General features: G+C 36.6%; 20 protein-coding genes. 8 read left to right on the top strand and 12 right to left on the bottom strand.

Annotation, left to right across the window (positions count from 1 at the left end; all coding sequences use genetic code 11):
• The first annotated feature begins 137 nt into the window (after positions 1-137).
• The gene (helD, locus tag FEU33_RS14935) at positions 138-2,369 is read left to right on the top strand and encodes an RNA polymerase recycling motor HelD (protein ID WP_186731440.1); all 2,232 of its coding nucleotides are present in this window, start codon (positions 138-140) and stop codon (positions 2,367-2,369) included.
• 197 nt (positions 2,370-2,566) lie between these two features.
• Here the strand turns inward: helD and FEU33_RS18885 are convergent, their stop codons facing one another.
• Positions 2,567-2,707, bottom strand: coding sequence for a hypothetical protein (locus FEU33_RS18885; protein WP_186725895.1), 141 nt, complete (start codon positions 2,705-2,707; stop codon positions 2,567-2,569).
• Between the two features lie 263 nt (positions 2,708-2,970).
• Positions 2,971-3,834 (bottom strand): GNAT family N-acetyltransferase, encoded by an 864-nt coding sequence (locus FEU33_RS14940; protein ID WP_146550279.1) that lies wholly within the window; start codon positions 3,832-3,834, stop codon positions 2,971-2,973.
• 116 nt (positions 3,835-3,950) lie between these two features.
• Here FEU33_RS14940 and FEU33_RS14945 point away from each other — a divergent pair, with 116 nt between their 5' ends.
• Entirely contained in the window at positions 3,951-5,003 is a 1,053-nt protein-coding gene (locus FEU33_RS14945; RefSeq protein ID WP_146550280.1) for an acyltransferase family protein, read from the top strand.
• A 271-nt stretch (positions 5,004-5,274) separates the two neighbouring features.
• Here the strand turns inward: FEU33_RS14945 and FEU33_RS14950 are convergent, their stop codons facing one another.
• The 3 genes from FEU33_RS14950 to FEU33_RS14960 form a co-directional block, all read right to left on the bottom strand.
• Positions 5,275-7,098, bottom strand: a complete 1,824-nt coding sequence (locus tag FEU33_RS14950; protein ID WP_186731441.1) for an ABC transporter ATP-binding protein — start codon at positions 7,096-7,098, stop codon at positions 5,275-5,277.
• On the bottom strand, positions 7,091-8,824 hold the full coding sequence (locus tag FEU33_RS14955) for an ABC transporter ATP-binding protein (RefSeq protein WP_146550281.1): 1,734 nt from the start codon (positions 8,822-8,824) through the stop codon (positions 7,091-7,093). The genes FEU33_RS14950 and FEU33_RS14955 overlap by 8 nt, the downstream gene beginning before the upstream one ends.
• A 556-nt stretch (positions 8,825-9,380) precedes the next feature.
• On the bottom strand, positions 9,381-10,295 hold the full coding sequence (locus FEU33_RS14960; protein WP_146550384.1) for a DMT family transporter: 915 nt from the start codon (positions 10,293-10,295) through the stop codon (positions 9,381-9,383).
• Positions 10,296-10,498: 203 nt separating this feature from the next.
• Between FEU33_RS14960 and FEU33_RS14965 the strand changes: the two genes are divergently transcribed.
• The gene (locus FEU33_RS14965; protein WP_146550282.1) at positions 10,499-12,511 is read left to right on the top strand and encodes a putative bifunctional diguanylate cyclase/phosphodiesterase; all 2,013 of its coding nucleotides are present in this window, start codon (positions 10,499-10,501) and stop codon (positions 12,509-12,511) included.
• A gap of 195 nt (positions 12,512-12,706) precedes the next feature.
• Here the strand turns inward: FEU33_RS14965 and FEU33_RS14970 are convergent, their stop codons facing one another.
• Together FEU33_RS14970 and FEU33_RS14975 are read right to left on the bottom strand one after the other, a co-directional pair.
• Positions 12,707-13,171, bottom strand: coding sequence for a threonine/serine exporter family protein (locus FEU33_RS14970; protein ID WP_146550283.1), 465 nt, complete (start codon positions 13,169-13,171; stop codon positions 12,707-12,709).
• 10 nt (positions 13,172-13,181) lie between these two features.
• Complete coding sequence (locus FEU33_RS14975; protein WP_146550284.1) at positions 13,182-13,931, bottom strand: threonine/serine exporter family protein; 750 nt, start codon at positions 13,929-13,931, stop codon at positions 13,182-13,184.
• A gap of 139 nt (positions 13,932-14,070) precedes the next feature.
• Between FEU33_RS14975 and FEU33_RS14980 the strand changes: the two genes are divergently transcribed.
• The gene (locus FEU33_RS14980) at positions 14,071-15,471 is read left to right on the top strand and encodes a polysaccharide deacetylase family protein (RefSeq protein ID WP_146550285.1); all 1,401 of its coding nucleotides are present in this window, start codon (positions 14,071-14,073) and stop codon (positions 15,469-15,471) included.
• A gap of 59 nt (positions 15,472-15,530) precedes the next feature.
• Here the strand turns inward: FEU33_RS14980 and FEU33_RS14985 are convergent, their stop codons facing one another.
• On the bottom strand, positions 15,531-16,703 hold the full coding sequence (locus FEU33_RS14985; protein ID WP_146550286.1) for a saccharopine dehydrogenase family protein: 1,173 nt from the start codon (positions 16,701-16,703) through the stop codon (positions 15,531-15,533).
• Positions 16,704-17,539: 836 nt separating this feature from the next.
• Here FEU33_RS14985 and FEU33_RS14990 point away from each other — a divergent pair.
• The 4 genes from FEU33_RS14990 to FEU33_RS15005 all read left to right on the top strand — a co-directional run bounded on the left by FEU33_RS14990 (position 17,540) and on the right by FEU33_RS15005 (position 21,367).
• Entirely contained in the window at positions 17,540-18,331 is a 792-nt protein-coding gene (locus FEU33_RS14990; protein ID WP_146550287.1) for a TIGR00266 family protein, read from the top strand.
• A gap of 718 nt (positions 18,332-19,049) precedes the next feature.
• Entirely contained in the window at positions 19,050-19,172 is a 123-nt protein-coding gene (locus tag FEU33_RS14995) for a cytochrome c oxidase subunit 2A (protein ID WP_146550288.1), read from the top strand.
• A 24-nt stretch (positions 19,173-19,196) separates the two neighbouring features.
• The gene (locus tag FEU33_RS15000) at positions 19,197-19,679 is read left to right on the top strand and encodes a cytochrome c oxidase subunit II (protein ID WP_146550289.1); all 483 of its coding nucleotides are present in this window, start codon (positions 19,197-19,199) and stop codon (positions 19,677-19,679) included.
• Complete coding sequence (locus FEU33_RS15005; protein ID WP_146550290.1) at positions 19,676-21,367, top strand: b(o/a)3-type cytochrome-c oxidase subunit 1; 1,692 nt, start codon at positions 19,676-19,678, stop codon at positions 21,365-21,367. Before FEU33_RS15000 ends, FEU33_RS15005 begins: the two co-directional genes overlap by 4 nt.
• A gap of 167 nt (positions 21,368-21,534) precedes the next feature.
• On the opposite strand, the gene FEU33_RS15010 is transcribed toward FEU33_RS15005, so the two are convergent.
• The 4 genes from FEU33_RS15010 to FEU33_RS15025 all read right to left on the bottom strand — a co-directional run bounded on the left by FEU33_RS15010 (position 21,535) and on the right by FEU33_RS15025 (position 25,685).
• Positions 21,535-22,857, bottom strand: a complete 1,323-nt coding sequence (locus FEU33_RS15010) for a PepSY domain-containing protein (protein WP_146550291.1) — start codon at positions 22,855-22,857, stop codon at positions 21,535-21,537.
• Positions 22,858-22,938: 81 nt separating this feature from the next.
• Complete coding sequence (locus FEU33_RS15015) at positions 22,939-23,628, bottom strand: PepSY domain-containing protein (protein WP_146550292.1); 690 nt, start codon at positions 23,626-23,628, stop codon at positions 22,939-22,941.
• Positions 23,615-24,970 carry a sensor histidine kinase gene (locus FEU33_RS15020; protein WP_146550293.1) on the bottom strand — a complete coding sequence of 452 codons (1,356 nt, stop codon included), beginning with the start codon at positions 24,968-24,970 and terminating at the stop codon, positions 23,615-23,617. Before FEU33_RS15020 ends, FEU33_RS15015 begins: the two co-directional genes overlap by 14 nt.
• Positions 24,960-25,685, bottom strand: a complete 726-nt coding sequence (locus FEU33_RS15025) for a response regulator transcription factor (protein ID WP_146550294.1) — start codon at positions 25,683-25,685, stop codon at positions 24,960-24,962. Before FEU33_RS15025 ends, FEU33_RS15020 begins: the two co-directional genes overlap by 11 nt.
• Positions 25,686-25,815: the final 130 nt, after the last annotated feature.

Genomic DNA, 25,815 nt, shown 5'->3' on the forward strand with positions numbered 1-25,815 from the left:
GATTTTCCTCCAGCGATTTTTTTACTTATCACTTTTATCCTACCGCTCTGGCAGCTTTTAAACAATGTTAAACTTCATTTAAATGAGTAATAAGCGTATAGTTATTAATAATCACCCTATGAGTAAGGGAGGCCAAATTGATGACACGACATCCTGATTTTAAAGAAGAAGAGCAGCATTTAGCTTATACAAAATATTATATGCAAAAATTATTAGAAGAATCAAAACAAGATGTACAAAATGCACAAGCAAATATTCGGACTGCAATGGCTGACTTAGACTATTTAGATTCAAGTCTAAGCTATCAAAATATCTTAACAAATGCTCGTTTCTTTGATATGGCGAAAAATCAACGTGAAGGATTAGAAGCGATCCGTCAGAAGCCTTATTTTGCACGTATCCATTTTCAAAAAGAAAACGAACCTGCTGAAAAACTATATATTGGAAAAACATCACTCTTTGATCGTGAAACGCAAGAACCCATTATCGTTGATTGGCGGTCTCCAGTAGCGAACGTCTATTATGATGGACGACTTGGTGATTTAACATATGAAGTAAATGGCGAGGAACATGAGGGGCACCTTTTTTCCAAGCGACAATACAAAATTGAAAAGGGTCGTTTACTTGAGATCCGTGATATCGACCTCACGACAAATGATGAGCTGTTACAAGAAGCTTTAGCTGGGAAGGCGGATGTTCGCTTAACAGAAATTGTCTCAACGATTCAAGCAGAGCAAAATGAGGTCATACGTGCACATTTGAAGCAGCCTATCCTTGTTCAGGGTGCTGCTGGTAGTGGTAAAACAACGATTGCCCTACATAGGATTTCGTATTTCTTATACACAATGGGAGAACACTTCCGAGCACAAGATTTAATGATTTTAGCCCCAAACAAATTATTTATCGATTATATCGCGGATGTATTACCAGAACTTGGCGTTGGACAAATTTGTCAAACAACCTTTGCCGAATATGTACAAAATGCTACCCATATCAAATTGAAGCTCCAAGATCCAAACAAACAACTCGAAGACATCTTACAACAAGATGAAATTGATGAAACAATGCTATGGGTATCTAAAATGAAAGGAACACTTGAATATCGAGATATTATGGCACGATATATTGCCAAAATGGAACGTGAAATAGCAGATCAATTTGAAGATATTTTCATTGAAAAATATCGCATTTTAAAAGCCTCTCATTTGCGTAGACTATTTCTCGAAGATTACAATTATTTACCTTTAGAAAAAAGGCTAGCCAAAATTCGTTCCGTCATGCAAAATCATGTTCGTCAAAAACGAAAGCAAATCCTTTATACGCTCAAAAAACGCTATGATGCTGTTTTAGATAAAGCATTATTTGGTATCCATGATGATGCAAAACGAAAAGAAGTTGTAACAAAATGGATTGATGAACGTGACGAAAGGCTCCCCGCCGTTGAAAAGGAATCAAAAACCGTTGTGACACGCTATATGAAACGCTTTGAAAAATATAAAATTAAAGCACTTTATCGCGAATTTTTGACAAATAGAGTTTTACAAGAAGAATTAGCACCTGAATGGTCAGAGGAAAAGCATAATCAGTTTGAGGAAGTTCACAAGAAAGAGGTGTGGGCTTTAGAGGATTTGGCTGCAATTTTTTATTTACACGCCAAGATTAAGGGGATAAAAGATGAATGGAAGATGAAGGTCGTCTTCATCGATGAAGTGCAGGATTATAGTTTATTCCAACTGGCTGCCTTAAAGGAAGGCCTCGAAACAGATATGTTCACAATGGTTGGTGACCTTTCACAAGGTATTCATAGCTATCGTTCATTGACAGACTGGGCTCCTGTACGTGAACTCTTTCCAAGAGCTAGCTATAAAACCTTACAAAAAAGCTATCGGACGACCATTGAAATCATGGCAGTTGCTAATAATATTTTAGCAAAAATGGATGATCATTTACCTTTAGTAGAACCCGTTGTTCGTCATGGAGAAGACCCTACTTTTTATAAAATGGAAAACTTTGATGTGGCGAAAATCGTTGAAATGTATGAACAAATTCGAGCTAAAGGTCATCGTTCAATTGCTCTTATTTGTAAAACAACAGACGAGGTCAAAAAAGCAACAAAAGCATTGCAAAAAACAAAGATAAAAGTACAAACATTATCAGAGGCATCCGAAATCGACCAAGAGGCTCTTCTCATCATTCCAAGCCATCTCGCCAAAGGTCTTGAATTTGATGCTGTTATCATTGCGACTATAGATCAACCATTCCGAGATACACCTATTGACCGAAAACTTTTATATGTAGCATTGACCCGTGCCATGCATGAGTTACATTTGTTGGCTCCTAAGAAAGAAGACCTGTTATTAAAATCTTAAAATAAAACTTCAGAGCATGATATTTTCTTTATCCCCACGCTGAACATTAGTCGAAACCAATCTGATTTGGCAAACAGTGAATCCCTCCCTTATCCTCCTACTTTTTGCTAAAATCTATAGTTGGAATCCTGCTGTCTACTCGTTAATGTACGTAAAAAAACATGGAAACATCCAGCTTCATGATGTTTCCATGTTTTTTACCTTCGATAAGAAATAGGATAATAACGCTTTTTTTGACTATCTAGCTTACTTAAATTTCGTCTTACCATTTTGCTTAGAATTTGACTGATCAAGCTCTTGTGTAACACTTCTACTTTTTGTAATGCGGGTAGTCTCATTAAAATCCCTCCTAAAAGTAAATGGTATCTACTTCTATAATATGTCTTTCCTTTAAAGGTATATACATAAATTAGGAATTATTTTGAAATTATATTTAATCACGTTTATTAAAATACATCTATCTCTATTTTAATACTACAGCTTTTTTTATCAACCTAAATTTTCCATAATGACTGATCTCATCCGCCTTTTTCAATGCACAATTCGTTACTTTTCATCCCTTTTACTAACAAGTTAATGTGGGGTAAATTTTGTATACTTTTCACGTTCTTGTGAAATAATCTACTTGATGTATTGGTGTAAATCCTGCTTTTTTGTATACACTAAGTGCATCCTTATTATCAATTTCGACATCTAATAGCACTTTTGGCTGATGTCTTGCATATGCATCATTTTTTACCCATTGTAAAACACTTGAACCAATCCCCTGACCTCGAAGTGACTGTTTTACTGTAAACGCTGTAACCCAAATACCCATATCGTTTTCTACTAGCGAAACAGTGGCGACAATTTGTAGGTCGAGTTCTATTATGTACAGTGTACGTCCTTGGACAGTCGTATTAATAGAGATGAGTTCTTCTGTTTCATATGGCATATCCCCAAAGCCATCTTGCATTAACTGAATTAGTTGATTTTTGTCTTCCTCTTTAAATGTTCGAACAAAAATGTTTTTAGTAAGATCATTATTTTCTGGAACTGCTTGTAATGTTGCTTCTGAAGAATTGTACTCGTATCCTGTTTGATGTAAAAATTGGTGTCCTACTTCGTCTGTGAATGACAAAGCCATGTCACCTAAAGCACCTCGTTCTTTTAAAGAATTTTGTAAACCTTGGACAAGCGCAGAGCCAATTCCGCGTCTACGAACATTGGGATGCACAACGATGCTCCATTCATAAGTATTGAGTCCAAATAAGTCATAGGCAACCAAAAATCCTAAAAGTTGATCTTGTTCGCTATATGCTAAGATAACAAAACCTGTGTTTCTATCATCTTTCCAATCTTTCGTATTCATTAAAAAAGAAACATCTTGTTCATCTCTTGCATTTGCCATTTTTATTAAATCCTCCATTTCTTGAATGGTTAAATGGTCAATTGGAAAAGAAGCGCTCATTAAAAAGATATTCATCCATAAGTCCTCCGTTTTGTAATCGTTTTGAAATATAAATGATATAAAAATATTATTTTCTCCTACTTTTAATCCTAAAACTAAAGGTTTAGAATAACGCTCTGGAGGATGAAATAATGACTAAGAAAAGATTAACCTGGGTCGATGCGACAAAAGGTTTTTTAATGATATTAGTAGTAATTGGACATTATCCAGAACCAGAACAATTGGACCACCCTTTACTAACATACATTTACTGGTTTCATATGCCCGCTTTTTTTGTTCTCAGCGGTTTATTTTTTAGACCAGCAGACTCTAATATCAGCATGTGGCAATCCATAAAAAAACGATCTATACAATTATTAGTCCCATATATTTTCTTTGTATTCATCATAACATGTTTACGCTATGTACTAGCCTTTATAAATGGGACCGTAGATTTTGACTATTATAAACATGATTTACTTACAATCCTTTTTGGTGGACGCTTTGCTCGAGGGTCCTACGGAGTTATTTGGTTTATCACAACCTTATTCTTTACGTACATTGCCTTCTTATTTGTGACACGCTATTTAAATCGAGTAAATCAAATTCTGTTCCTTATGTTATGTTATATACTTGCCGAACTTGAAAGCTTCTATGTGGTGTATGTTATTGGTGGCAATGTAGATGAAGCATCTCAAACAATATTAGTACCTTGGGATTTAGATGTTGTGCTGATTGCGATCGTTTATTTTGCAATCGGCTACTATGCAAAAGAGATTTTTTTACATGTGCGCTTTCCACTATGGATTATTTGTATAGCCATCACGTTAATGGCCATGCGGTTAACTTGGAATGAGGAATTAGACTATCATCTTAGTATGAAATTTATTCGTTATAGTCATCCCATATTGGATCTAGCTCTTCCAATAGCATTTTTACTTGTCATTTTTGGATTTTTCCAATTGATAACGAAGTATATTCGCTTTAAGATATTAGAGTTTATCGAAATGCATTCTATAGCCATCATGTATCTGCATATATCAGTAGATAAGTTTATGAATGATTTCATTGAATATGGGTTGTTTGGGTATACATTGATTTGTCTAATCATCCCGCTGATTATCTCTGTTATTGTACAACGTTTTATGCCTTATGCCTCTCCATTAATGGGGAATTTCCGATTCAAAAAATGGGCAAAATCCTGAAAGCCGTTTATTTTTAGCAGATATCGTTGCTATTTTTCAGTTGGCTATTCACAAAACAACTCATTTAACTTTCACCACAATAAAACTTATTTCAAAAAGAAAAGATACAATTCAACGTCGATCTGAATTGTATCTTTTCTTTTTCAACATTTCATGATTTCATTTTGTCCATAACAATAACCTTTGCCAACTGGCCTCCGCTATGGATTGTTCGCCTTCCTACTGACAAGTGCTGAACCTCTTCGGAGCGAGCAATAAGTGATGCTTTGCATTATAAAATGGACTGCTGCAACATTTGATAGAATATTCCTTTCTTAGCGATTAATTTTTCTCTCATTCCGGATTCTACTAGCTTTCCTTCTTCCATAACGAGGATAAGATCAGCTGTTCTTACTGTATTTAAACGATGCGCGATCACTAAACTTGTACGTCCTTTCATTAATCGCTCTAATGCTTCTTGAATGGCTAATTCGGTTACTGTATCAATACTGCTCGTCGCCTCATCTAGCAATAAGATGGACGGATTGGCCACTAGCGCTCTAGCAATAGATAATAATTGCTTTTGCCCTTGACTAATTTCTCCTCCATCTGCCGTTAAAAAGGTATCATAACCATCTGGCAACGACATGATAAAATCATGCGCATTCGCCTTTTTAGCTGCATCTATGATCTCCTCATCTGTTGCTTGTAATTGACCATATCGGATATTGTCTTTAACGGTTGCCTCAAATAAAAAAGGTTCTTGAAGAACAAAAGCCATTTGACTACGTAAATTTTGACGAGACATTGTTTGAATTGGACGATCATCGATTAAAATTTTCCCTTGTTGGCTATCATAAAAACGAGCGAGCAGCTGCATGATCGTTGTTTTACCAGCCCCCGTAGAACCAACTAAGGCAGCTGTTTGGCCCTTTTGGATATGGAAGTTAATGTGCGAAATAGTTGGCGCATCTTCTTCTACATCATATCGAAAAGATACATCCTCAAATTTAACATCACCTTGTATTGTGTGCTTCGCTTCATTTTTTCCTTGATCTTGTTCTTCTTCTTCATCCATGATGGCAAATACACGTTCTGCTCCAGCAATAGCAGACAATACATTATTAAATTGATTGGATAAATCATTTAAAGGTCTTGTAAATTGTCGAGTATATTCTGCAAATACAACAATTGTCCCAATAGAAACATAACCCTTTAACGCGAGTAATCCTCCCACTCCTGCAACAATAGCAAAACTTGAATTATTCAATAGGTTCATCGTTTTAGGAATCGCTCCCGAATAAACATTTGCCCAATAACCAACTCTGCGTAAATAAGCACTTTTCTCTGTAAATTCATCAATCATCCGCTGCTCTTGGGAAAAAGCCTTCACGACTCTTTGACCGGAAATGGTTTCCTCAATCATGCCATTCAGTGCGCCTAACGCTTGCTGCTGAGTCTTAAATAACTTTCCTGTTCGTCTTGTAATCCAACGAGTAGAAATAAACATGATCGGGATGATCAACATTGTTAAAAATGTGAGAAATGGACTCATCGTCAGCATAACTACAACCGTCCCAACTAATGTTAGAACACTTGAAAATACTTGTATAAACGTACTATTTAAAGTCGAGCTAATATTATCCATATCATTCGTCATCCGACTCATTAATTCACCATGCTGTCTTTTATCAAAGAAGGTAATTGGTAATTGTTGCAGCTTTGAAAATAGTCCTGTCCGCATTTGGTAGACTGTATGTTGTGCGACACCAATCATCCAATAGTTTTGCAAAAATATTGAAATGGATAGCCCCATATAGATAAATACTAGACCGAAAATCATTTCCTTTAAACCTGAATATTCTCCTTTCATCATATGATCATCAATAATCTTACCGATTAAATATGGACCTAATAGTGACAAAATGGAACTCAAAATGACCATTAATAGTACGATGACTAGCAAACCTCGTTGCTCATCAACAATTTTCCAAATACGTCCTAATACTTTTCGCCAATTACTTGCTCGTGCACCTTTTTTCTTTTTTGAAGACTTAATATCTTCCTTCGTTAGAACAGGTTCATATACATATGATTGAAGCCATGATTTAATCATCACTCTTTTCCCCCAGATCTGCTTGAGATTGCGCAATTCTTTGATATAAAGTGGAACTTGTCATCAATTCATCATGCGTTCCACATGCAGAAAGAACACCATTTTCTAACAATATAATTTGATCAGCATCTTTTGCTGTTTGAATCTTCTGTGTCACAACAAGCATGGTCGCCCGTTCATCAGCTAATGCATCCCATAATGCAGACTCCGTTTTTATATCCAAAGCGCTTGTACTATCATCAAAAAGAAGAAACTCAGGCTTGCGCAAGATTGCCCTTGCAATTGATAATCTTTGCTTTTGGCCTCCAGACAAGTTGACACCTTTCTGTCCTACACGTGTTTGATAGCTGTTTGGAAAATGCATGACAGAATCATGAATCTGTGCTTGTTTTGTTGCCGTCATCACTTCCTCAAGCGTTGCATCCGTTTTTCCCCATGTAATATTGTCAAAAATGGTTCCTGTAAATAACAGTGCACGTTGAGGCACATAGCCAATTATCTGACGGAGTTTTTCTACATTCCATTCCTTCAAATCTAACCCATCTACTAAGATACGTCCTTCTTCAACTTCATAAAAGTTTGTGATCAGTTGTAACAACGTAGATTTTCCTGAACCTGTTGCGCCCATAATGGCCACTTTTTCACCTTGCTTACAAGTAAACGAAATATTCTTCAATACATACCGATCCGTTCGTGGATATTGAAAAGAAACATTTTCAAATACGAGCTCGCCCTTTTTACTTGGTACTTCTATTTGAGGATGTAAAATAACATTCTCTACCCCATCCTCGATCAACAATATTTCTTCCATACGATCGGCTGATGCTTTAGCCCGAGAAAATAAAGTAATAATAAAGGCAAACATTGAAAAAGATCCTGTTATACGCATGGTATAGTTCACAATTGCCGCAATATCACCAATTTGTGTTTGTTCTTTTTGAATTTGTCCTGCTCCAAACCATAGAATAACCAACATCGCCAAGTTCATGACAATTAGTAAAATAGGTTGAATATATTCCATTAAACGCAAAGCACTAGAAGTATCCTTCTTTAATGCATTTGCCACCTTTTCAAAACGACTAGCTTCATATACCCCTCGTAAATAAGCCTTCACTAGCCGCATTGCTTGTAAATTCTCTTGGATCATTCGATTAACACGGTCCACTCTCCGTTGTACGGCTGAAAATTGGACAATACTCTTTTTGACCATCATCAACATAAAAATTGCGAGGAATGGTAGCCCGATCCCTAAATAGATAGCCAATGATGCATCCACATAAAATGCCATGATTAAACTCCCCAGAACAACTAATGGAGCTCGAAGCATAATCCGCAAACTCATAAAAAATACTTGCTGCACTTGAGATACATCATTGGTCAGCCGTGTGATTAAACTCGCAGAAGGGAAGCGCAGAAAAGTGGTCATTGTAAATGATTGGATTTTTTGAAACAATGCATTACGTAGATCATATGCAAAGTTTTGCGCTGCATATCCTGCAAAAAAGGAATTACTGATTCCAGCAAGAAAAGCCAGCAATGCCAATAACATCATGATAGAGCCCCAGAGCCAAATGGTATGACTATCTTTTTCAACAATGCCATCATCAATAATCTTTCGAATTAATAATGGTTGTGTAAGTTCGACAGTAAGCTCCACTAGCATAAGCATAAAAGCTATACTAGCAGATACTTTATATGTTTTTATGTATTGGAATATCGTTTTCAATAGAAAGCCCCTTTCTATTCAAAATGTAACATATGATCTAATTATTCCATAGTTATTCGTCTTCAAAATGATAAACCTTATTCCCCCTCATCCATTATAAAAAGAGTACAGGATAGCCCATGACAGCACACCTGTACTTATACACTGATGCATTGGAATCAACTAGGATTATTAGGAATTGATCGCTATCTACTATCTACATCTTTTCAAGCGTGTTGATTATCCAATTTTCCCCACAAAATATAGTGTATTCGCTGATTCCCGCTACGGCTTGCTCGCTTTCCTGCGGGCGAACGCTGGTGGCAACAGGATGTTGGTCACGGAGTCGTTGCCACAGGACGTGGCGCCCTTAGACTCCGTTCCTTAATCGCTTCGCTGCGGGGTCTCATCTATTCGCTTTTCCCGCGGAACGTTGAATTTTCTTCCTCGAATCACACCGCACGAAGGAAATGCTTGCATTTTCGAGGACTCGAGCAAGCCGCAGCGAAGATCTACATAGATGGAGATAAAATACATGTTTTTATAGAATTATGCTAAATTTGTCACCTATTTTTTCCTAATCAACACGCCTGACATCTTTTACTTTTTGTTGGCGATTTCCTTCGATAGATAACCATGTTACACAAACTAGCATGACCACCACGCCGATTGCTTGCCACAAAGCAAGTGTTTCACCAAACCAAAAAACAGAAATGACCATAGCTGTTAATGGCTCCATACTTGATAAAATACTTGTTTCAACTGGTGATATATATTTCATACTCCCCAAAAATAAAACAAAAGCAATTGTTCCAAAGAATATAATCCCCACTAACATGCCAGCAACCACTGGGTCTAAAAGGATATACCATAAATTAGAGCCCAAAACATTCGTAGCTATCCCTAGTATGACGCCACCTATCAACATTCCCCATCCTATTACAAGCAGTACTCCCCACTCTTTCATCAAAATACCGGGATACAAAGTATAAAAGGCAAATGTTATGCCAACACCTACTCCCCACGCAAGTGCTTCTTTACTAACGAGTAGATTCGCCATCGATGCATTGGTCAGCAGCAAAAATAAACCAACTAAAGTCCCTAATATACCAAAAACCTGGTACTTTGGCGGCAACATTTTATTGGAAAACGACACGAATAGAACCACAAAAATAGGGGCTAAAAATTGTAATAGAGTGGCCAACACTGCACTACTAGCATTGATCGCTGCTACAAATGTATATTGAACACCTAACACGCCTAACACGCCAAAAGTAATAAGCTTTTTCCACCATACAGGATATTTCCAAATCGTTAGTACATCTTTTTTAGTGACAATCAAATATGCTAACAATAATAATCCAGCAAAAAATAAGCGAATTGTTAACATAAATGGTACGGTCAAACCGCTATGAGACAGCACCCATTCCATCATCGGACCAGTGGCGCCCCAAAGCATTGCGCCTGATATAATCATCACAATTCCTTTCATTCTATATGACGTATTACTCAACACGAATCCCTTCTTTATGAATATATATTACTGTATTTATCAAAAAAATTTATGACACATTATTAATTTCATATTCTTATGTCCTAAAAAAATATTTTTCACTTTACTCTCTATTACTAATGACTTATCACTTTCTATTTACTATAATAATAATATAGAAAATTCAAGGAGACGTAGAATTCATGAATGATATTCAAACAATTTTTCAAGCTGCAAATCCTGTATTAAACCAAACACCATATCCTATGATGATTTTGAATGCTGAAGGTATAGTTGTTGCTTGGAACCGACAAGCAGAAAAGACATTCGGCTATGCTGCGGAAGAAATACTCGGAAATTTTACTCCCTTTATGGAAAAAGAAAAAGCAAATTTTTATAAGGGGCTATGGCAAAAAATTATTCACTCCGTCGATTCAATACAACTCGATTCCATGGCTTTGCATACTAAAAAAGGGGAAAGCATGAATGTCCCTATTATATTTAAATCATTTACAATTGAAAATAGTCGTTTCGTTTATTGTCAATTTTTATTGATTTCGGCAGAACAAAGAGAAATCGTATCCTTTAATGAGTTTTCAAGCATCCGAGAAGGTTTAGAATCCTCTTTTATGATGCTCTCTATCGATCAAGAAGGATTAATTACATATGCGAATGATTTATTTCTAAAATATAGCAATTGGACCCCAAAACGAATAATTGGAAAAAGCTTCTGGCAAATGTTTCCTCAAGCCGCAGATGGCTCATCTATAGCTGATGTTATTTGGAAAGACTTGCAAAACGGAAAACAATGGAAAGGTGAAGTTGAAAAAATTACGAAAGATGGTCAATCCTATTGGGTAGACCTGATCGCAATTCCAATTTATACTTCTGCAAAAGTACTTTCCAGCTTTCTAACATTAGAGAACGATATTACCGAAAAAAAGAGATTACAAAATCGTCTCGAAAAAATCGCTTATATCGATCAAGAAACTGGACTTATGAACCGTTATCGTTTGGAACAAATTGTGAATAAAATGATTTCAAACAATCAACATTTTACTTTTGTCTATTTTAGCATCGATAAATTTTACTCCTTAAAAGAGCTGTATGACAATCAAGCTGAAAAAATAATATTCCAAGAATTCACGCAAAGAATGAAGATGTATTTCCAAGATAGTTCCATGGCCCGTGTAAATATCAATGAGTTTGTTGTGCTAACGCCGCTTGGTGAATGGTTTATCCAAGGTTTTTTAACATACTTAGAACAGCACCCAATATACGTAAATAACACCATTCTCCCGCTTTCAATAAGTGGTGGGATCACAAAATATCCAGATGATCAAATTTCTTTTACACATTTGATGAAAGCCTCACATGCTGCGATTCAAAAAGTGCAAGCTGAAGGCGGCGGCAGCATTGTCAGCCTAACAAAAGCTGATCACAAAGCCTTACATACAAAATCAATCATTGAAAAAAGACTGCTTGTTGCATTAGATAAAAAAGATTTAAAAGTCTTATATCAACCACAGTTGGACTTAAAAACAGGAAAAATTACAACTGTAGAAGCTTTAGTTCGTTGGGATGATGAAGAAATTGGAACTGTTGCACCGGATGTTTTAATCCCTATCGCAGAAGAAACGGGATTGATCAATGATATTGGTTCTTTTATGCTAGAAAATGCGTGTCAACAGGCTGCTGAATGGCACAAAAAAGGAATCGATATAAAGGTTAGCATCAATTCATCTGTTAGGGAATTCCGCGATAAAAATATGGTCAAACAGATACGCAAAATCCTTGAAGAAACTGGTTGCCCTGCAAAATTACTTCGTATTGAAATAACAGAAAAATTTGCATTAGAGGCTGAGGCAGAAACCTCCATTATTAAACAAATGAAACAATTACAAAATGATGGGATCTCGTTTGTGCTTGATGATTTTGGCACTGGCTATGCATCATTCCGCTATATGCAGTTGTTACCATTATCTCAAATCAAAATTGACCAAACATTTGTCTCTTCTATTCAATATCAACCAAAAAGTCAAAAATTGGTCCAAGGTATTATACAATTTGTAAAATCACTTAATATGCGTGTCCTGGCAGAAGGTGTTGAAACACAAGAACAACAAGATCTTCTCGCCGAATACGATTGTGATGCCATTCAAGGGTTCCATGTAAGCCATCCAATCGAAGCATCAGAAGTCGAAAAATTACTATAATTAAAAACAGATCTATCCGAAAAGCCAAAAGGTACAATTCATCAGCATCGATTTGATGATGGATTGTACCTTTTGCATTTTCAATTCTATGTCAAATATTTGGCAAAGGAATGAGGAAAATTCGCTGACTCTTTCTGTTCCTCCCTTTTCCAATACCTAACGGAACAACAAAATTTTAAACAAACCTCCGCTTATTTATGAAGAGACCTTTGCCAATCTTGCCTTTCTTTTACGTATTGCATTAAAAATCAATTGCATAAATACTTCAGCAAACACTAACCCCATAACAATGGCTCCTGAAATGATAAATACTCTTGCACCATATTGAATACTTTTAGCATAATCATTCTCTACGATTGTTCTCATCGCATTATAGGCAAGCCCTCCTGGAACCAGAGGAATGATTCCAGCCACACTAAATACAATCATCGGCGTTTTGAATTGTCGTGCAAGCATATGCGCAACAATTGAAATGACAAAAGCGCCTATAAATGACGCAAACACTTCATCTACACCTTGGCGAATAAAGGCATAATAGATCATCCACCCAGTCATACCGACTAATCCACAATGAAACAATGTTCTTTTAGGCGCATTAAAAATAACACCAAATGCTGCCGTTGCTAGAAAACTTAGAACACCTTGAACGATCCAATCCATAAAACTCCTCCTAAAATGACAATACAAGAGCTATACCAGCACCAATAGCAAAGGCAGTTAGAAGTGCCTCCATTCCTTTTGCAACACCCGAAACAAAATGCCCCGCCATTAAATCACGTACAGCATTCGCTATTGGCAGACCAGGTACTAACGGCATAACCGAGCCAATGATGATTTTATCAAGCTGATAGCCTAAGCCTGCCTGATACACCAAAACAGAAAGTAAACCCACAAATAACGAGCCCGTAAATTCAGCAAAAAATTTTACTTTTGTTAAAAAGTGCATCGCTAAAAAAATGAGATATCCAACTCCACCGATTACTATAGCATATGGAACATCATTCCATATGCCGTTAAACATAATTAAAAAGCAACCACTGGCAATTGCCGAAGCTAAAACTTGTACCCAAATCGGAAAAAACAGATTGGTATGCTCGATTCTTATCAATTCTTCATAAGCTTCTTCGAGCGTAATTGCACCCGCTGTTAATTTCCTGGAGACAGAATTAATAAAGGCAATCTTTTCTAAATCCGTTGTACGACTCGAAATTTGTGCAATCCTTGTAGGTCTTTTATGGCCTGCCGAAAATATAATGCCAGTAGGTGTAACAAAACTTTGAGCATCCGTTAATCCTTGAGAACTTGCCATTCTTAGCATCGTATCTTCTGCTCGATACGTTTCTGCACCACTTTGAATTAACAAACGCCCTGCGAGAAGAAAACAATCAATCGCTAATTCTTCTTGTGTTGTTTCAATCATTTTCCCTCTCACCTCATACATAAATTTAATTTTTTTGAAAACTTTTTAATAAAAATGTAATTTTTTTAAATTTCTTGCTCTTTTTTGATGTCAAATAAGTTAGAATAGAGTCATCAAGTATAAAGGAGGCCGTTGGAAAGTGGCTACTATTCATCTTAAGAAGAAACATCGTTGGGTTGATCTTATATTAATAGGTTCCGCCCTAACATTGACCGCCCTTATTATCTTTCTAGTTAGTGCAAGAGATAAAGATATCTCTTCCAATGATCCCGAAAATATTGCATTAGCGACATCATCAGACGCTGTGAAAGCTGTGAAAGAAAAAACAAAATATAATGGTATATATATAATTACTGAGAAATCATCCGATAAAAATGCGCCCTATACACTCCAATATCCTAGTACATCAAGTAAAGCATTCAACCAATCTGTAACAGATACTATACATACAGTTCGCGATCAATATTTAAAGGATATGGAAAAATTACTCCATAAGGACGACAAGCTTGCCAGCAGTCTAACGATTTCATACAAAACGATCGTACATAAAAAAAATTACTACTCATTTGTTTTAACACAATCCCTATACAATGGTATAGACTCTAAACAAAAAAGTATAAAAACTTTTACGTATGATCAAAAAAATAAAAAGCAAATCTTGCTCCAAGATGTGATTCCATCTCAAAAAAATTTGACTCCATTATCACAAGCTGTCAAAAAAGAGATGAGTAAAGATACCGAGCTAAAAAAATTAATGAAAACAACCATTATTCAAGAATCGACTCAACCTATTTGGACAAATTTCGCCAAATATTCTCTATCCGACAAAACATTTACCGTTTACTATGATGGTCGCGCATTATCTAAAAATATAGACAAAATTAAAGCGGTTCATATTCCTTTATCTTCTATTAATAACATACTTGCACAGCCATATAAAGTAGAAATCAAAAAATTGGTTAAGAAAAAGCCGACAAAATTTGTAGCGCTAACATTTGACGATGGTCCAAGCGATTCTGTAACACCCAAAGTATTAAAGATATTAAAAAAGCATCATGCAAAGGCAACTTTTTTTATGGTTGGCACTCAAGTGAATGCGCATCCAAAAACAGCTAAACAAGTTTCCAATGCAGGACATGAAATTGGCAATCATTCCTATTCACATGCTGATTTAAAACGACTTTCAAATGCAAAAATTAAGAGTCAAATATCTAGAACAAACAAGGCCATCAAAAAAGCAACTGGTCATAATCCAACCGTCTTTAGACCTCCCTATGGATCATGTGACAAAAGAGTTCGAGAACAAACAAAACTACCTGTTATTTTATGGAATGTCGATACAAGAGATTGGGAGCATCGTAATGCACACAAGCTGCTAGCCTATGTTAAACAATATACTTATCCTGGAGCTATTATTTTAATGCATGATATCCATATGCCGACTGCGAATGGACTAGATGCAGTACTTACTTATCTTGAAAAAGAAGGATATACATTTGTTACGGTTTCCGAACTTAATAAGATGAAAAAGAAAAAATAAAAAGGGTCATTCTAAAAATTCAATTTTGAATTTTTAGATGCCCTTTTTTTCTCTTCCTCTTACCCCTTCACGATATTTGTAGAACGGTGCTTTGTTTCCGTAATCGTAATACCTCTTTTTTTCATTTCACGAATATAGGCTTCTCCTGGGACAACTTTTTCTGGTGGTAACACTCCCCGCTCCTTAATAGTGCCATCCCCTATTAACTGCGCAACTACTGAAATAGAATTTGCTGTTGCTAAAGCCATGGCAGTTTCATTATTTTCTTGATTTCTATACGTTATCATTTCGTATTCATAGGTCACTGCTTCCTCATTACGTTCGCCTTTGACTACGACACGTAATAAAACAACATCTTGCTTATTGCCGAGCGCAATTTTACTTTGTAATACTTCTCGCAACACATCTCTTACCTTCACCGTTTGACCATTAATATTTACTTCTGTATCTTTCCTTGTTAAGCCTAAGTCCACTAATAATTGGAACTTTTTCGCATGTCCTGCATAACGGACCGTTTTATATTCTAATGTTTGAACACCTGGATAAGATTGCGCCAATGTCGATAATCCCCCTGATGTATGGAACGCTTCCAGCCCACTGAATCCTTTGAAATAGAAAGGTTCAACTTCAGACAAGGATGGAATTTCACGCAATACCCCATTTCGAACAACATGGGATGGATCTGTATAATGATCAAAAACACCTTCTAACGAAAAGACGACATTGTATTCTAAAGGTGGCTCCTTCTCAACAGGAATACCGCCTACATAAATTTTGATCGATTTTACATTATCCAATTTAGAAGCACCTAATCCAGCTAAAATATTGACCATCCCTGGTGCAACGCCTATATCCGGGATCAGTGTCAATCCTTTTGCTTTTGCCGCAGGATTCAGCTTCAATATTTCATCTGTTATTCCTCCGATATGCCCACCGAGATCAACAGAATGGACCCCTACCTCAATGGCAGTTCGAGCCACTTTTTCATTGAACTTATAAAATAGTGCATTCACGACAACATTTGCCTTCGACATCACGATTTTAAGCTGTTGGTCATCTGTAGCATCCAACTTTAAGACCTCAATCTTATTCGTTTGAAGTGTATCTGCAAATTGCTGTGCCTGTGCTACGTTTAAATCGGCCAAAAAAACTTTCCCAACCTTAGGGTTTTTTACTAAATCACGAGCAGCTTCTTTCCCCATTAAACCAGCACCTAATACGACAATCTTCATACTATATACCTCCCCTTATTTGATGTCACTTGTATAACTTTGTGCTTTTCTAAGTGCTCTTTATATCTCTATGCATAACGGTATGACCTCATGCCCTCATAACTCTCCATGACCATCCCTCAACTCCTCATATACAAATAGCGCAGAGAAATTCTATATTTTTACTTTCGTAACAGGCAATAGGCGACCTCCTCCTCAAGACTCAGGCATGAAGTAGAAAATAATGGAGGCACTGTCTTTTAAGCTTGATTGGCTCCATAGATACCCAGTAGAGGATAAGGAACCTCCTTAGAGAAAATTTCATGCAAAAACGTAATTATGAAAGCGTGAATGCTTATTAAATTTTTATATAAATTCCATAAATCATTTTCTTCTTAAAAAATACGAACATTTAATAATAGCTAATTTTATAGTTGTGGAGCGGAAGACGGCGACTCCTCGAAAATGCATGCATTTTCTTCGTGCGGTGCTAGTTCAGGAAGTTTATTCAAAGTCCTACGGGAAAAGCTTGAGCTGAAAGCCCCGCAGGAACAATTTAAGGGACAAAGCCTAAGTTCGCCACGTCCTGTGGCAACGGCTTCGGGGTCAACATCGTGTCGACCCGAGGAGATTGAAGCCAAGCCCGTGGAAAGCGCCGTCTGGAGCGGAACAAAAATTTCTGAATATTAATGTTCATGTTGATTTAAAATGTTCGTGTTTTTTATCCGAATTTTACATTATGAAATTGATTTAATTTTTTTACAATTAACGATAAGTTTAAAAAGTTGAAACTTTTTTTATTTTTACTACGTATTTATACTTAGATTGAGGTCATCAAATGATTCGGAGGTATTAAAATGAATAATCATGAAATTGATTACAAACTACATGGCGATGATATGCAATTTGTTGAGGTAGAACTAGATCCAAATGAAACAGTTATTGCCGAGGCTGGCGCCTTGATGATGATGGAAGACGGTATTCGTATGGAAACTGTATTTGGTGATGGTTCAAGAAGTGGCGGTGGTGGATTCATGAGTAAGCTAATGGGTGCTGGTAAACGTTTAATTACTGGCGAAAGTTTATTTATCACTACATTCACTAATGAGGGTGATGGCAAAAAACATGTTTCTTTTGCAGCCCCTTATCCCGGCAAAATTATTCCAATGGATTTGAGTACCCTTAATGGCAAAATCATTTGCCAAAAAGACGCTTTTCTTGCAGCGGCCAAAGGTGTCTCCATAGGAATTGAATTCCAAAGAAAATTGGGTACTGGTTTCTTTGGTGGTGAAGGTTTCATCATGCAAAAATTAGAAGGTGATGGCATGGCATTTGTTCATGCTGGCGGTACAATCGTTCGCAAAGAACTTCAACCAGGAGAAAAACTGCGTGTCGATACAGGCTGTCTCGTTGCCATGACAAGCTCTGTGGATTACAATATCGAAGCCGTTGGTGGTGTAAAAACTGCGTTATTTGGCGGTGAAGGCCTGTTCTTTGCAACACTTAATGGACCAGGGACCGTATGGATTCAATCATTGCCATTCAGTCGCTTAGCGAGCCGAGTATTCGCAGCGGCTCCTCAAACACCAGGAGGCTCTACCGATGAAAAAGGTATCGGTGGCTTATTTGACTTGTTTAGTGATGATTAACTAAAAAAATCAATAGCTCGGATTCTACAATAAGAGGAACGCTTCCTTAGTAAGATTCTTGTCGGCCCTCACCGAAGGGTAATTGAATCAATTGTTCTTTTCAGGTAGTTGATCCCTATCATACTAAGGTAGGAACCGTACTCCTGCTAGTGCAAGATAAAGGAATAAATTAAATGATTTGCTCTCCATTATTACAACAATAATGGAGAGCTTTTATTTTTTCTAAGGTTCTGCTTCATCGTGCATATCTCCAATTTAATATAAATGGATACTTTTTTAATGAAACCTCTAACAAAGCTTCTTTGGAAATCGCCCCCATGTATCCCTATCATGTAGCTTCACTTACTAAATAACAGCTTTTTGAATGATTTTTTCCCAAAATGGGAAGTATGTAGGCAAAGATTCCTGTAATAGGTTCCAATAAAATCACACAGTAGGGATTTTCTTTACCCTTCACTTATCGTCTGCTCATGACTTGCATTTTGGCGTGGAGGTACTTCCTGTTATGTGAGATAAAGCAAGCTTCCTTCAGTAAAGTTTTTTCCATTAAGAGTAAAAGGAACACAGGCTACCTATAGTATCACTTGTACTTCAGATTGAACTTTTACTGGTGGTGGATTCCTTTTCCTATCTTCTATAGAATTCTTGAAATCTTGCGTCGGTCGAGGCTTACTGTCTATTTACAGAATAAAAATTTAGTATGGAGGTCAATTAGATTATGGGAGACAAAAAACAACCAGATGCAAATCTGAAAGGAACTCTCTTTTTGGTTGTAGTTCTGGGGATTTTTATTATAGTAGTTTGGTCACTAGTATTAAACCTGTATTTTGATCGTTTCTAAATCAAGAAGAAAGTAGGAAACTAAATGCATCTGCATAAATATGAAAGATACTGGCTGATATTTGGTGGAGCCTCTCTTGTGATCTTCCTTCTAATTACAGGTATTATGGCATTCCATTATGGAAGTCACCCACCAAGCGCCAAAAAAACGATTAACTATGAACAAGTGGAACAAATAGCTCCATTCAACAAACCAGGTGTTCATAAGGTATCAGGAAAGGATTGGGATTATGAAGTCGTATTGGTAGCTTCAGCATTCTATTATAATCCACCTGAATTGAAGGTGCCTGTTGGTTCAAAAGTGAAATTCATCATTACTTCAAAAGATGTGGTTCATGGATTCGAAATAACTGGAACAAATGTCAACATGATGGCAGAGCCTGGCTATATCTCTGAATACACCACAACAGTCGATAAGGCCGGTGATTATTTAATTGTTTGTAGTGAATATTGTGGTGTAGGTCATGCTCAAATGCATTCTATGTTAAGGGTGGTGGATTCTAAATGAGAAAGCAAAAACAAAAACCAACAGAAAAATTTACGGCTAAAACACCAGGCGTCTTGAAGGTAAATGAAAAAGATGCTCGTTTGGTGATGGCACATATGTATGTAGCTTTTCTTGCACTGTTTCTAGGAGGAGCCGCTGGACTCTTGCAAGTGCTTGTTCGCTCAGGACTTTTTGAGCTTCCAGCACCATTTGGGTATTATCAAATTTTAACGATTCATGGCGTGTTATTAGCACTTATCTTCACCACCTTTTTTATCATGGGCTTTCAAGCAGCGTCTGTGAGTAGAACCTCAGGAGCGCTTTCAACTAAACAAAGGATCATCGGGTGGATCGGTTTTTGGATGATGACAATCGGCACAATTATGGCTTCCATCATGATCTTGACCAATCAAGCCTCCGTCCTTTACACCTTCTATGCTCCATTGCAGGCACATTGGATCTTTTATCTAGGATTAGCACTTGTCGTTGTTGGTTCATGGATTGACAGTCTGGGACATTGCTTGAGATGGGAACAATGGCGAAAAGAACACCCACATCAAACTTCTCCGTTAATGTCTTATATGGCAGTTTGTAATAGTCTATTATGGTTTGTTGCAACATTAGGGGTTGCCATCGAAGTCGTTTTCTTCCTATTACCTTGGTCATTAGGATTCATAGAGCGTGTAAATGTTTTATTAACTCGAACACTTTTTTGGTATTTTGGGCATGCGCTTGTTTACTTTTGGCTATTACCAGCCTATATGATTTGGTATTGCGTCATTCCTAAGATCATTGGAGGTAAAATATTCTCTGACGGTTTGGCTCGCTTATCATTTATCATGTTCGTATTGTTTTCGATTCCAGTTGGACTACATCATCAATTAACCGAACCTGGTATCGATAGCTTTTCTAAATATATACAAGTTGTTTTAACAATGATGGTTGTTATCCCATCCTTGATCACAGCCTTTTCAATGCTGGCGACATTTGAAATGCGTGGGCGTGAACTTGGAGCCAAAGGATTGTTTGGCTGGCTAAGGAAGCTACCATGGAAAGATGCTCGCTTTTTTGCACCTTTTGTTGGCATGTTAGCTTTTGTTCCCGGTGGTGCAGGTGGTATCATCAATGCTTCTTTCCAAATGAACCAAGTTGTCCATAATACGATTTGGGTAACTGGACATTTTCATTTAACCCTTGCGACTACTGTTATCTTAACTCTCTTTGGAGCTTCCTATTGGCTGATACCTCATTTAACGGGACGCACTTTTACATCGTCATTAAATGTATTAGGTATTATTCAAACGGTTTGTTGGGCCATTGGTATGGCGATCATGTCTTTCGGAATGCATTTTGAAGGATTGACGGGTGCACCTAGACGATCCACCTTTTCTGATTATGGTGGAGCAGAAATCGCAAAAACTTGGGCTTCCTATCAGTTGGCTGAAGCAGTTGGGGGTACTTTCCTATTCATAGGAATTGTTTTATTCCTCTACATCAGTGTAAAACTCATTTGGTTTGCACCTAAAGGTGAGCAGGATTTCCCTATCGCAGAAGTAGCCCCACAAGCTGAACGGACACCGCCAATTTTAGAAAATTTCAAAGTTTGGATCGTCGTATTAACTGCTTTAATCCTTATCGCTTATACATTCCCTATTTATAGTATTATCGAAAATTCTCCATTAGGCTCGAAAGGCTTTAAACTCTGGTAAAAGCAAAAAGAATGACAGTTCATTTCTACAATGAACTGTCATTCTTTTATATGTTGAATTTTTCACCAAGTTAAATGGCAACGAATATTTGCAGATTGTCCCCTTAAGTATTAACAATCGAGCTTTTACAGGCAGTTGACTACCCACCTATCCTCTTCTTAGACTTTTTAGTCTTCATATTCCTTATCAAAGCTTAGGATATCTCCTGTCTTTGCATCGATCTCGATCTCATACTCATATGTGCCATCTTTTACTTCTACTTCATATATACCTTCTTCAAGGTCGATTTTCGTAACTGTCCCTTTTGCCTTTGATAGTGCGATTTGGGATGCTTTTTGTGAACTGATGATGGCAGCATCATTGTTAGTCGCAGTATTTTCTAATGGCTCTTGATCTTGCTTTACGATTGCACCAGTTTGTGCATTAATATCAAATTCGTACTCGTAGCCATTGGCACTGATTGAAATTTCATATAGATTACTGGTCTGTTCATAGTTTGCAGACAATATCGTTCCAGATACTTTGGATAGAGCAATTTGTTTGGCATTTTCCATACTAATCGTATTTGCTCCGATGCTAGCGAATGTTTGTGAAATAGACTCTTTTTGTTGTTTAACAATCGCACCTGTATGCGCATTGATTTCAAATTCATATTCAAATTCGCCGCTTTGTACCTCCACATCGTAAACGCCATCTTCGTTGTCTAAATTGGCAGATGTTACTACCCCACCAACAGCATTTAAAGCGATTTGTTTGGCTTCTTCAAGCCCAATTATATTACCAATTGATGCTGTATATACTGAATTGCCATCTCTCTGATTGATAATCGCACCTGTATGCGCATCAATATTTAGTTTGTATGTTTTTGAATTTTTGACAATATGAATTTCATATAAGCCATTGTTTTGATTGTATTGTGCTTGTTGCACGACTCCATTAACTGAACGGAGTGCAATTTGTTTGGCTCTTCTTAAACTAATCACGTTACCCTTTTTAGCAGATGTTATTTTTTCCTTATCTTTCTTTAGGATTTTGCCTGTATAAGCACTAATATCAAATTCATATTCATATTTTCCTTTGATGATTTCGATTTCGTACATGTTATCTTCTTTATCTAATTTTGCTTTCCGAATTTTACCTTTAACAGAATTCAGCGCAATTTGTTTTGCCCTTGCTATACCAATTTTCTTGCCTGTTAGATTAGACGTATTATATTTGGTCGATTTTTTTAATAACTCACCCGTTTTAGCATCTAATTTTAACTCGTACTCCGCCTTAGTCCCCTTCACATCAATCTCATACACTGGACCGCTTTTTTCTTGCTCAAGTTCGATTTTATACACTTTGCCTTTCACATAACTTAGAGCCTTTTTAGAAATTTCCTGTGATGATAGAACATCTTGCTTGTTTGAGTTTTGCGCTGCTACCGCAACAACACCTGAAATGACTATAGAACCCGTAATCGCTAATGCAATTATCGTCTTTTTCATAATTTCGCCCTCCTTTTAACTACAATTTACAGGATGAAAATGAAAATACTAGTAGAAAAAGATGAGAATTTAATGAGAAGATCAATCATTTGTGATCGACATTATTTTTCCTGATACAGCATGAATTTGGAACGTTTTCGTATGTCCTTTGGCTTTTATCTCTACTAAATAATAGCCCCCACTACTTGTTTCAAAATAACTTGTATGCTGAATAGTCCCTTTCATTTTTTGCTTAGCAATTCGTTGAGCTTCTTTTTTGCTTATTGCAATGTTTTCCGAATGAGCATTTATACGCGTTTCCGATAAAATATCGCCTGTAACTGCATCAACGATAATACTCAATTTTTTATCTCGATTTGTTACTCTCACTTGGTAGACTGTTATATTATTCCATGTATTTAAAAGTTCACTGACAATATTTCCATCATAGTTTTTTCGAATAATTCGATTGATTTTTTCTTTAGAAAGTAAATCTCTTTTCTTTAAGCGCCCTAAATCTGTTCTTTTCATGTGCAGGATTTTACCGTCTTTTGCTCTCACTTCAATATGATAGACTGCACCATTTTTTGAAAGCTCCATCGCATATTGACCACCATTATTTTCAAATGATGTAATCTCTCCACCATACATTGTTTCAATATTTTTATAAACTTCTATAGTCGATTTTTTATCTTTGTTTGACATGTGATTCCACATGAAGAAAGCGGTGAAGATAGCAACAAAGATGAGTATGATGAACGTGAGGAGTGTCCAATGCTTATATTTCCACATTTTGCTCCTCCTGTTCTTTAAAAGTTAATATCATTGTCGTACCCATTCCTACTGTACTTTCTACGGTTAAATCGATGTTCAATTGTTCAGCGATTTCTTTTGCAATTGCTAAACCTAGTCCGGTTCCCCCTGTTTTCCGATTTCTATCTTGACTTACTCTGTAAAAGCGTTCAAAAAGATGAGGTATATGTGCTTCTGCAATGCCTTCACCACTATCTTGAATTTTGACTACAATAGGATTTTCAGATAAATATACGTGGATGTCCTCACTGCTATAGCGTCTTGCATTTTCAAGAAAAATAAAGAATAATTGCTTCATCTTCTGTTCATCTGTAGTAAGAAATACGGGTCCCTCGCCATGTAAATAAAAATTTCTATTATAAGTTTGATGCATTTGCTGTAATGTTTGATGAAGTAAATGATGAATATCTATATGTTCTTTTTGCAGGGGCATTCTTTCTTTATTTTTAGTAAGATCCAACATTTGTTGGATCATTTCAGACATTCGAACCGATTCACTTAGAATAGCATTTACTGATTCTTCTGCGATTTCTTTATGTTCAAAGCCTCTACGTTTTAATAGTCTTGCATAACTTTCAATAACTGTCAGAGGCGTTTTTAGCTCATGTGAAGCATTCGAGACAAATTGCTCTTGTTTACGATAATTTTGTTCAAGCTGCGCCATCATATCGTTAAATGTTTGACTCATTTCGCTCAACTCATCTTTTCCTTGCTTTCGTATATCAATTTTTTCAAAGGTCCCTGATTGGCTACTTTTTTTCATCGTAGCTGTTAAACGTTGGATAGGCTTCAGAACGATTTCACCTAGTGTCATACTGGATAATACAACAAAGATAGCTGCTAAAATAAACATTCCACTCAGTACAAGCCTTAGCAAAGATAGCGTGCTTGCTACACTTTTCATCGATTGCATCATTTGAACATATACGATAGAACCATCCGTCCATACTACTGGTACACTAAAAGACAAAATAGCCGTTTCTTTATATGTTTCTACTTGGTAATCTTCCAATTGCAATCTAGGCTTGTAAGACTCGAGACCTTCCATTGATTGGACAGTGACGATCATTTTACCATTTTTATCCATTATTCGAATAGCACCGTTAGATGGAATGTATGCTCTTAAAATAGTTGCTGGATCGTTGATATTACTCGTTTGACTAATAGACGTTACAAGCTCCTGTGATTCATCTAATAATTGTTTATACTCTGTATCATAGGCCATCTTCTCATACATAAAATAGATGCCAATTGTCATCAAAACTAAAATAAGGAGCATTAAAATCGTTGAGAAAATATGAATTTTTGTTTTAAGCTTCATAGTTTTTTTCCTTTAATACATACCCCACACCGCGCACTGTTTGGATGAGTGGATGATTACTGCCCTTATCTATCTTTTGACGTACATATCGAATATAAACATCAACAACATTGGTATCTCCATAATAATCATATCCCCAGACCCTATCTAATATTTGTTCACGTGTTAATACTTGTTTTGGATGTTTGATTAAATATAGGAGTAGTTCAAATTCACGAGGAGTCAAATCGATGGAAACACCATTTTTAATCACTTCCCGCGTTTTTTCGTGCATGGAAAGACCACCATATTCATGTAAAAAGGGATCCTTTTTGGGAGGAATCGAGCTGGGTGCTTGATTTTTCTTTTGAAATCTTAATGCCACTCGGATACGAGCCAGCAATTCTTCGATTTCAAAGGGTTTCGTAATATAATCATTTGCACCTAAGTCTAATCCTGTTACTTTGTCTTCCAGTTCATCTTTTGCCGTTAACATAATAATGGGCGTTGAATATTCGGTTGCTCGTATTCTTTTTAAAACATCAATCCCGCTCATAACCGGCAGCATAATATCTAATAAAATTAAGTCCCATTGCTGTTCACGATATAAAATAAGTCCATCCGATCCAGTATAAGCAATACCCGTTTCATATCCTTCAAACTCTAATTCCAATTGCAATACCCGTGCAATTTTTTCTTCATCTTCTATGATCAAAATCCGTTCCCGTTCTGCCAAACATCTTCACCTGCCAAATTTCTTTATATCCTTCTCCATGAACAGGATTGAAATAGTCTAATATTCTGCCTTTTATCGTAACATGTTTTTATGAAAATATGATGAGAAGAACGAAGGATTCATAGATGGA

The sequence above is a fragment of the Rummeliibacillus suwonensis genome (assembly GCF_007896435.1).
Classification (GTDB): Bacteria; Bacillota; Bacilli; order Bacillales_A; family Planococcaceae; genus Rummeliibacillus; species Rummeliibacillus suwonensis.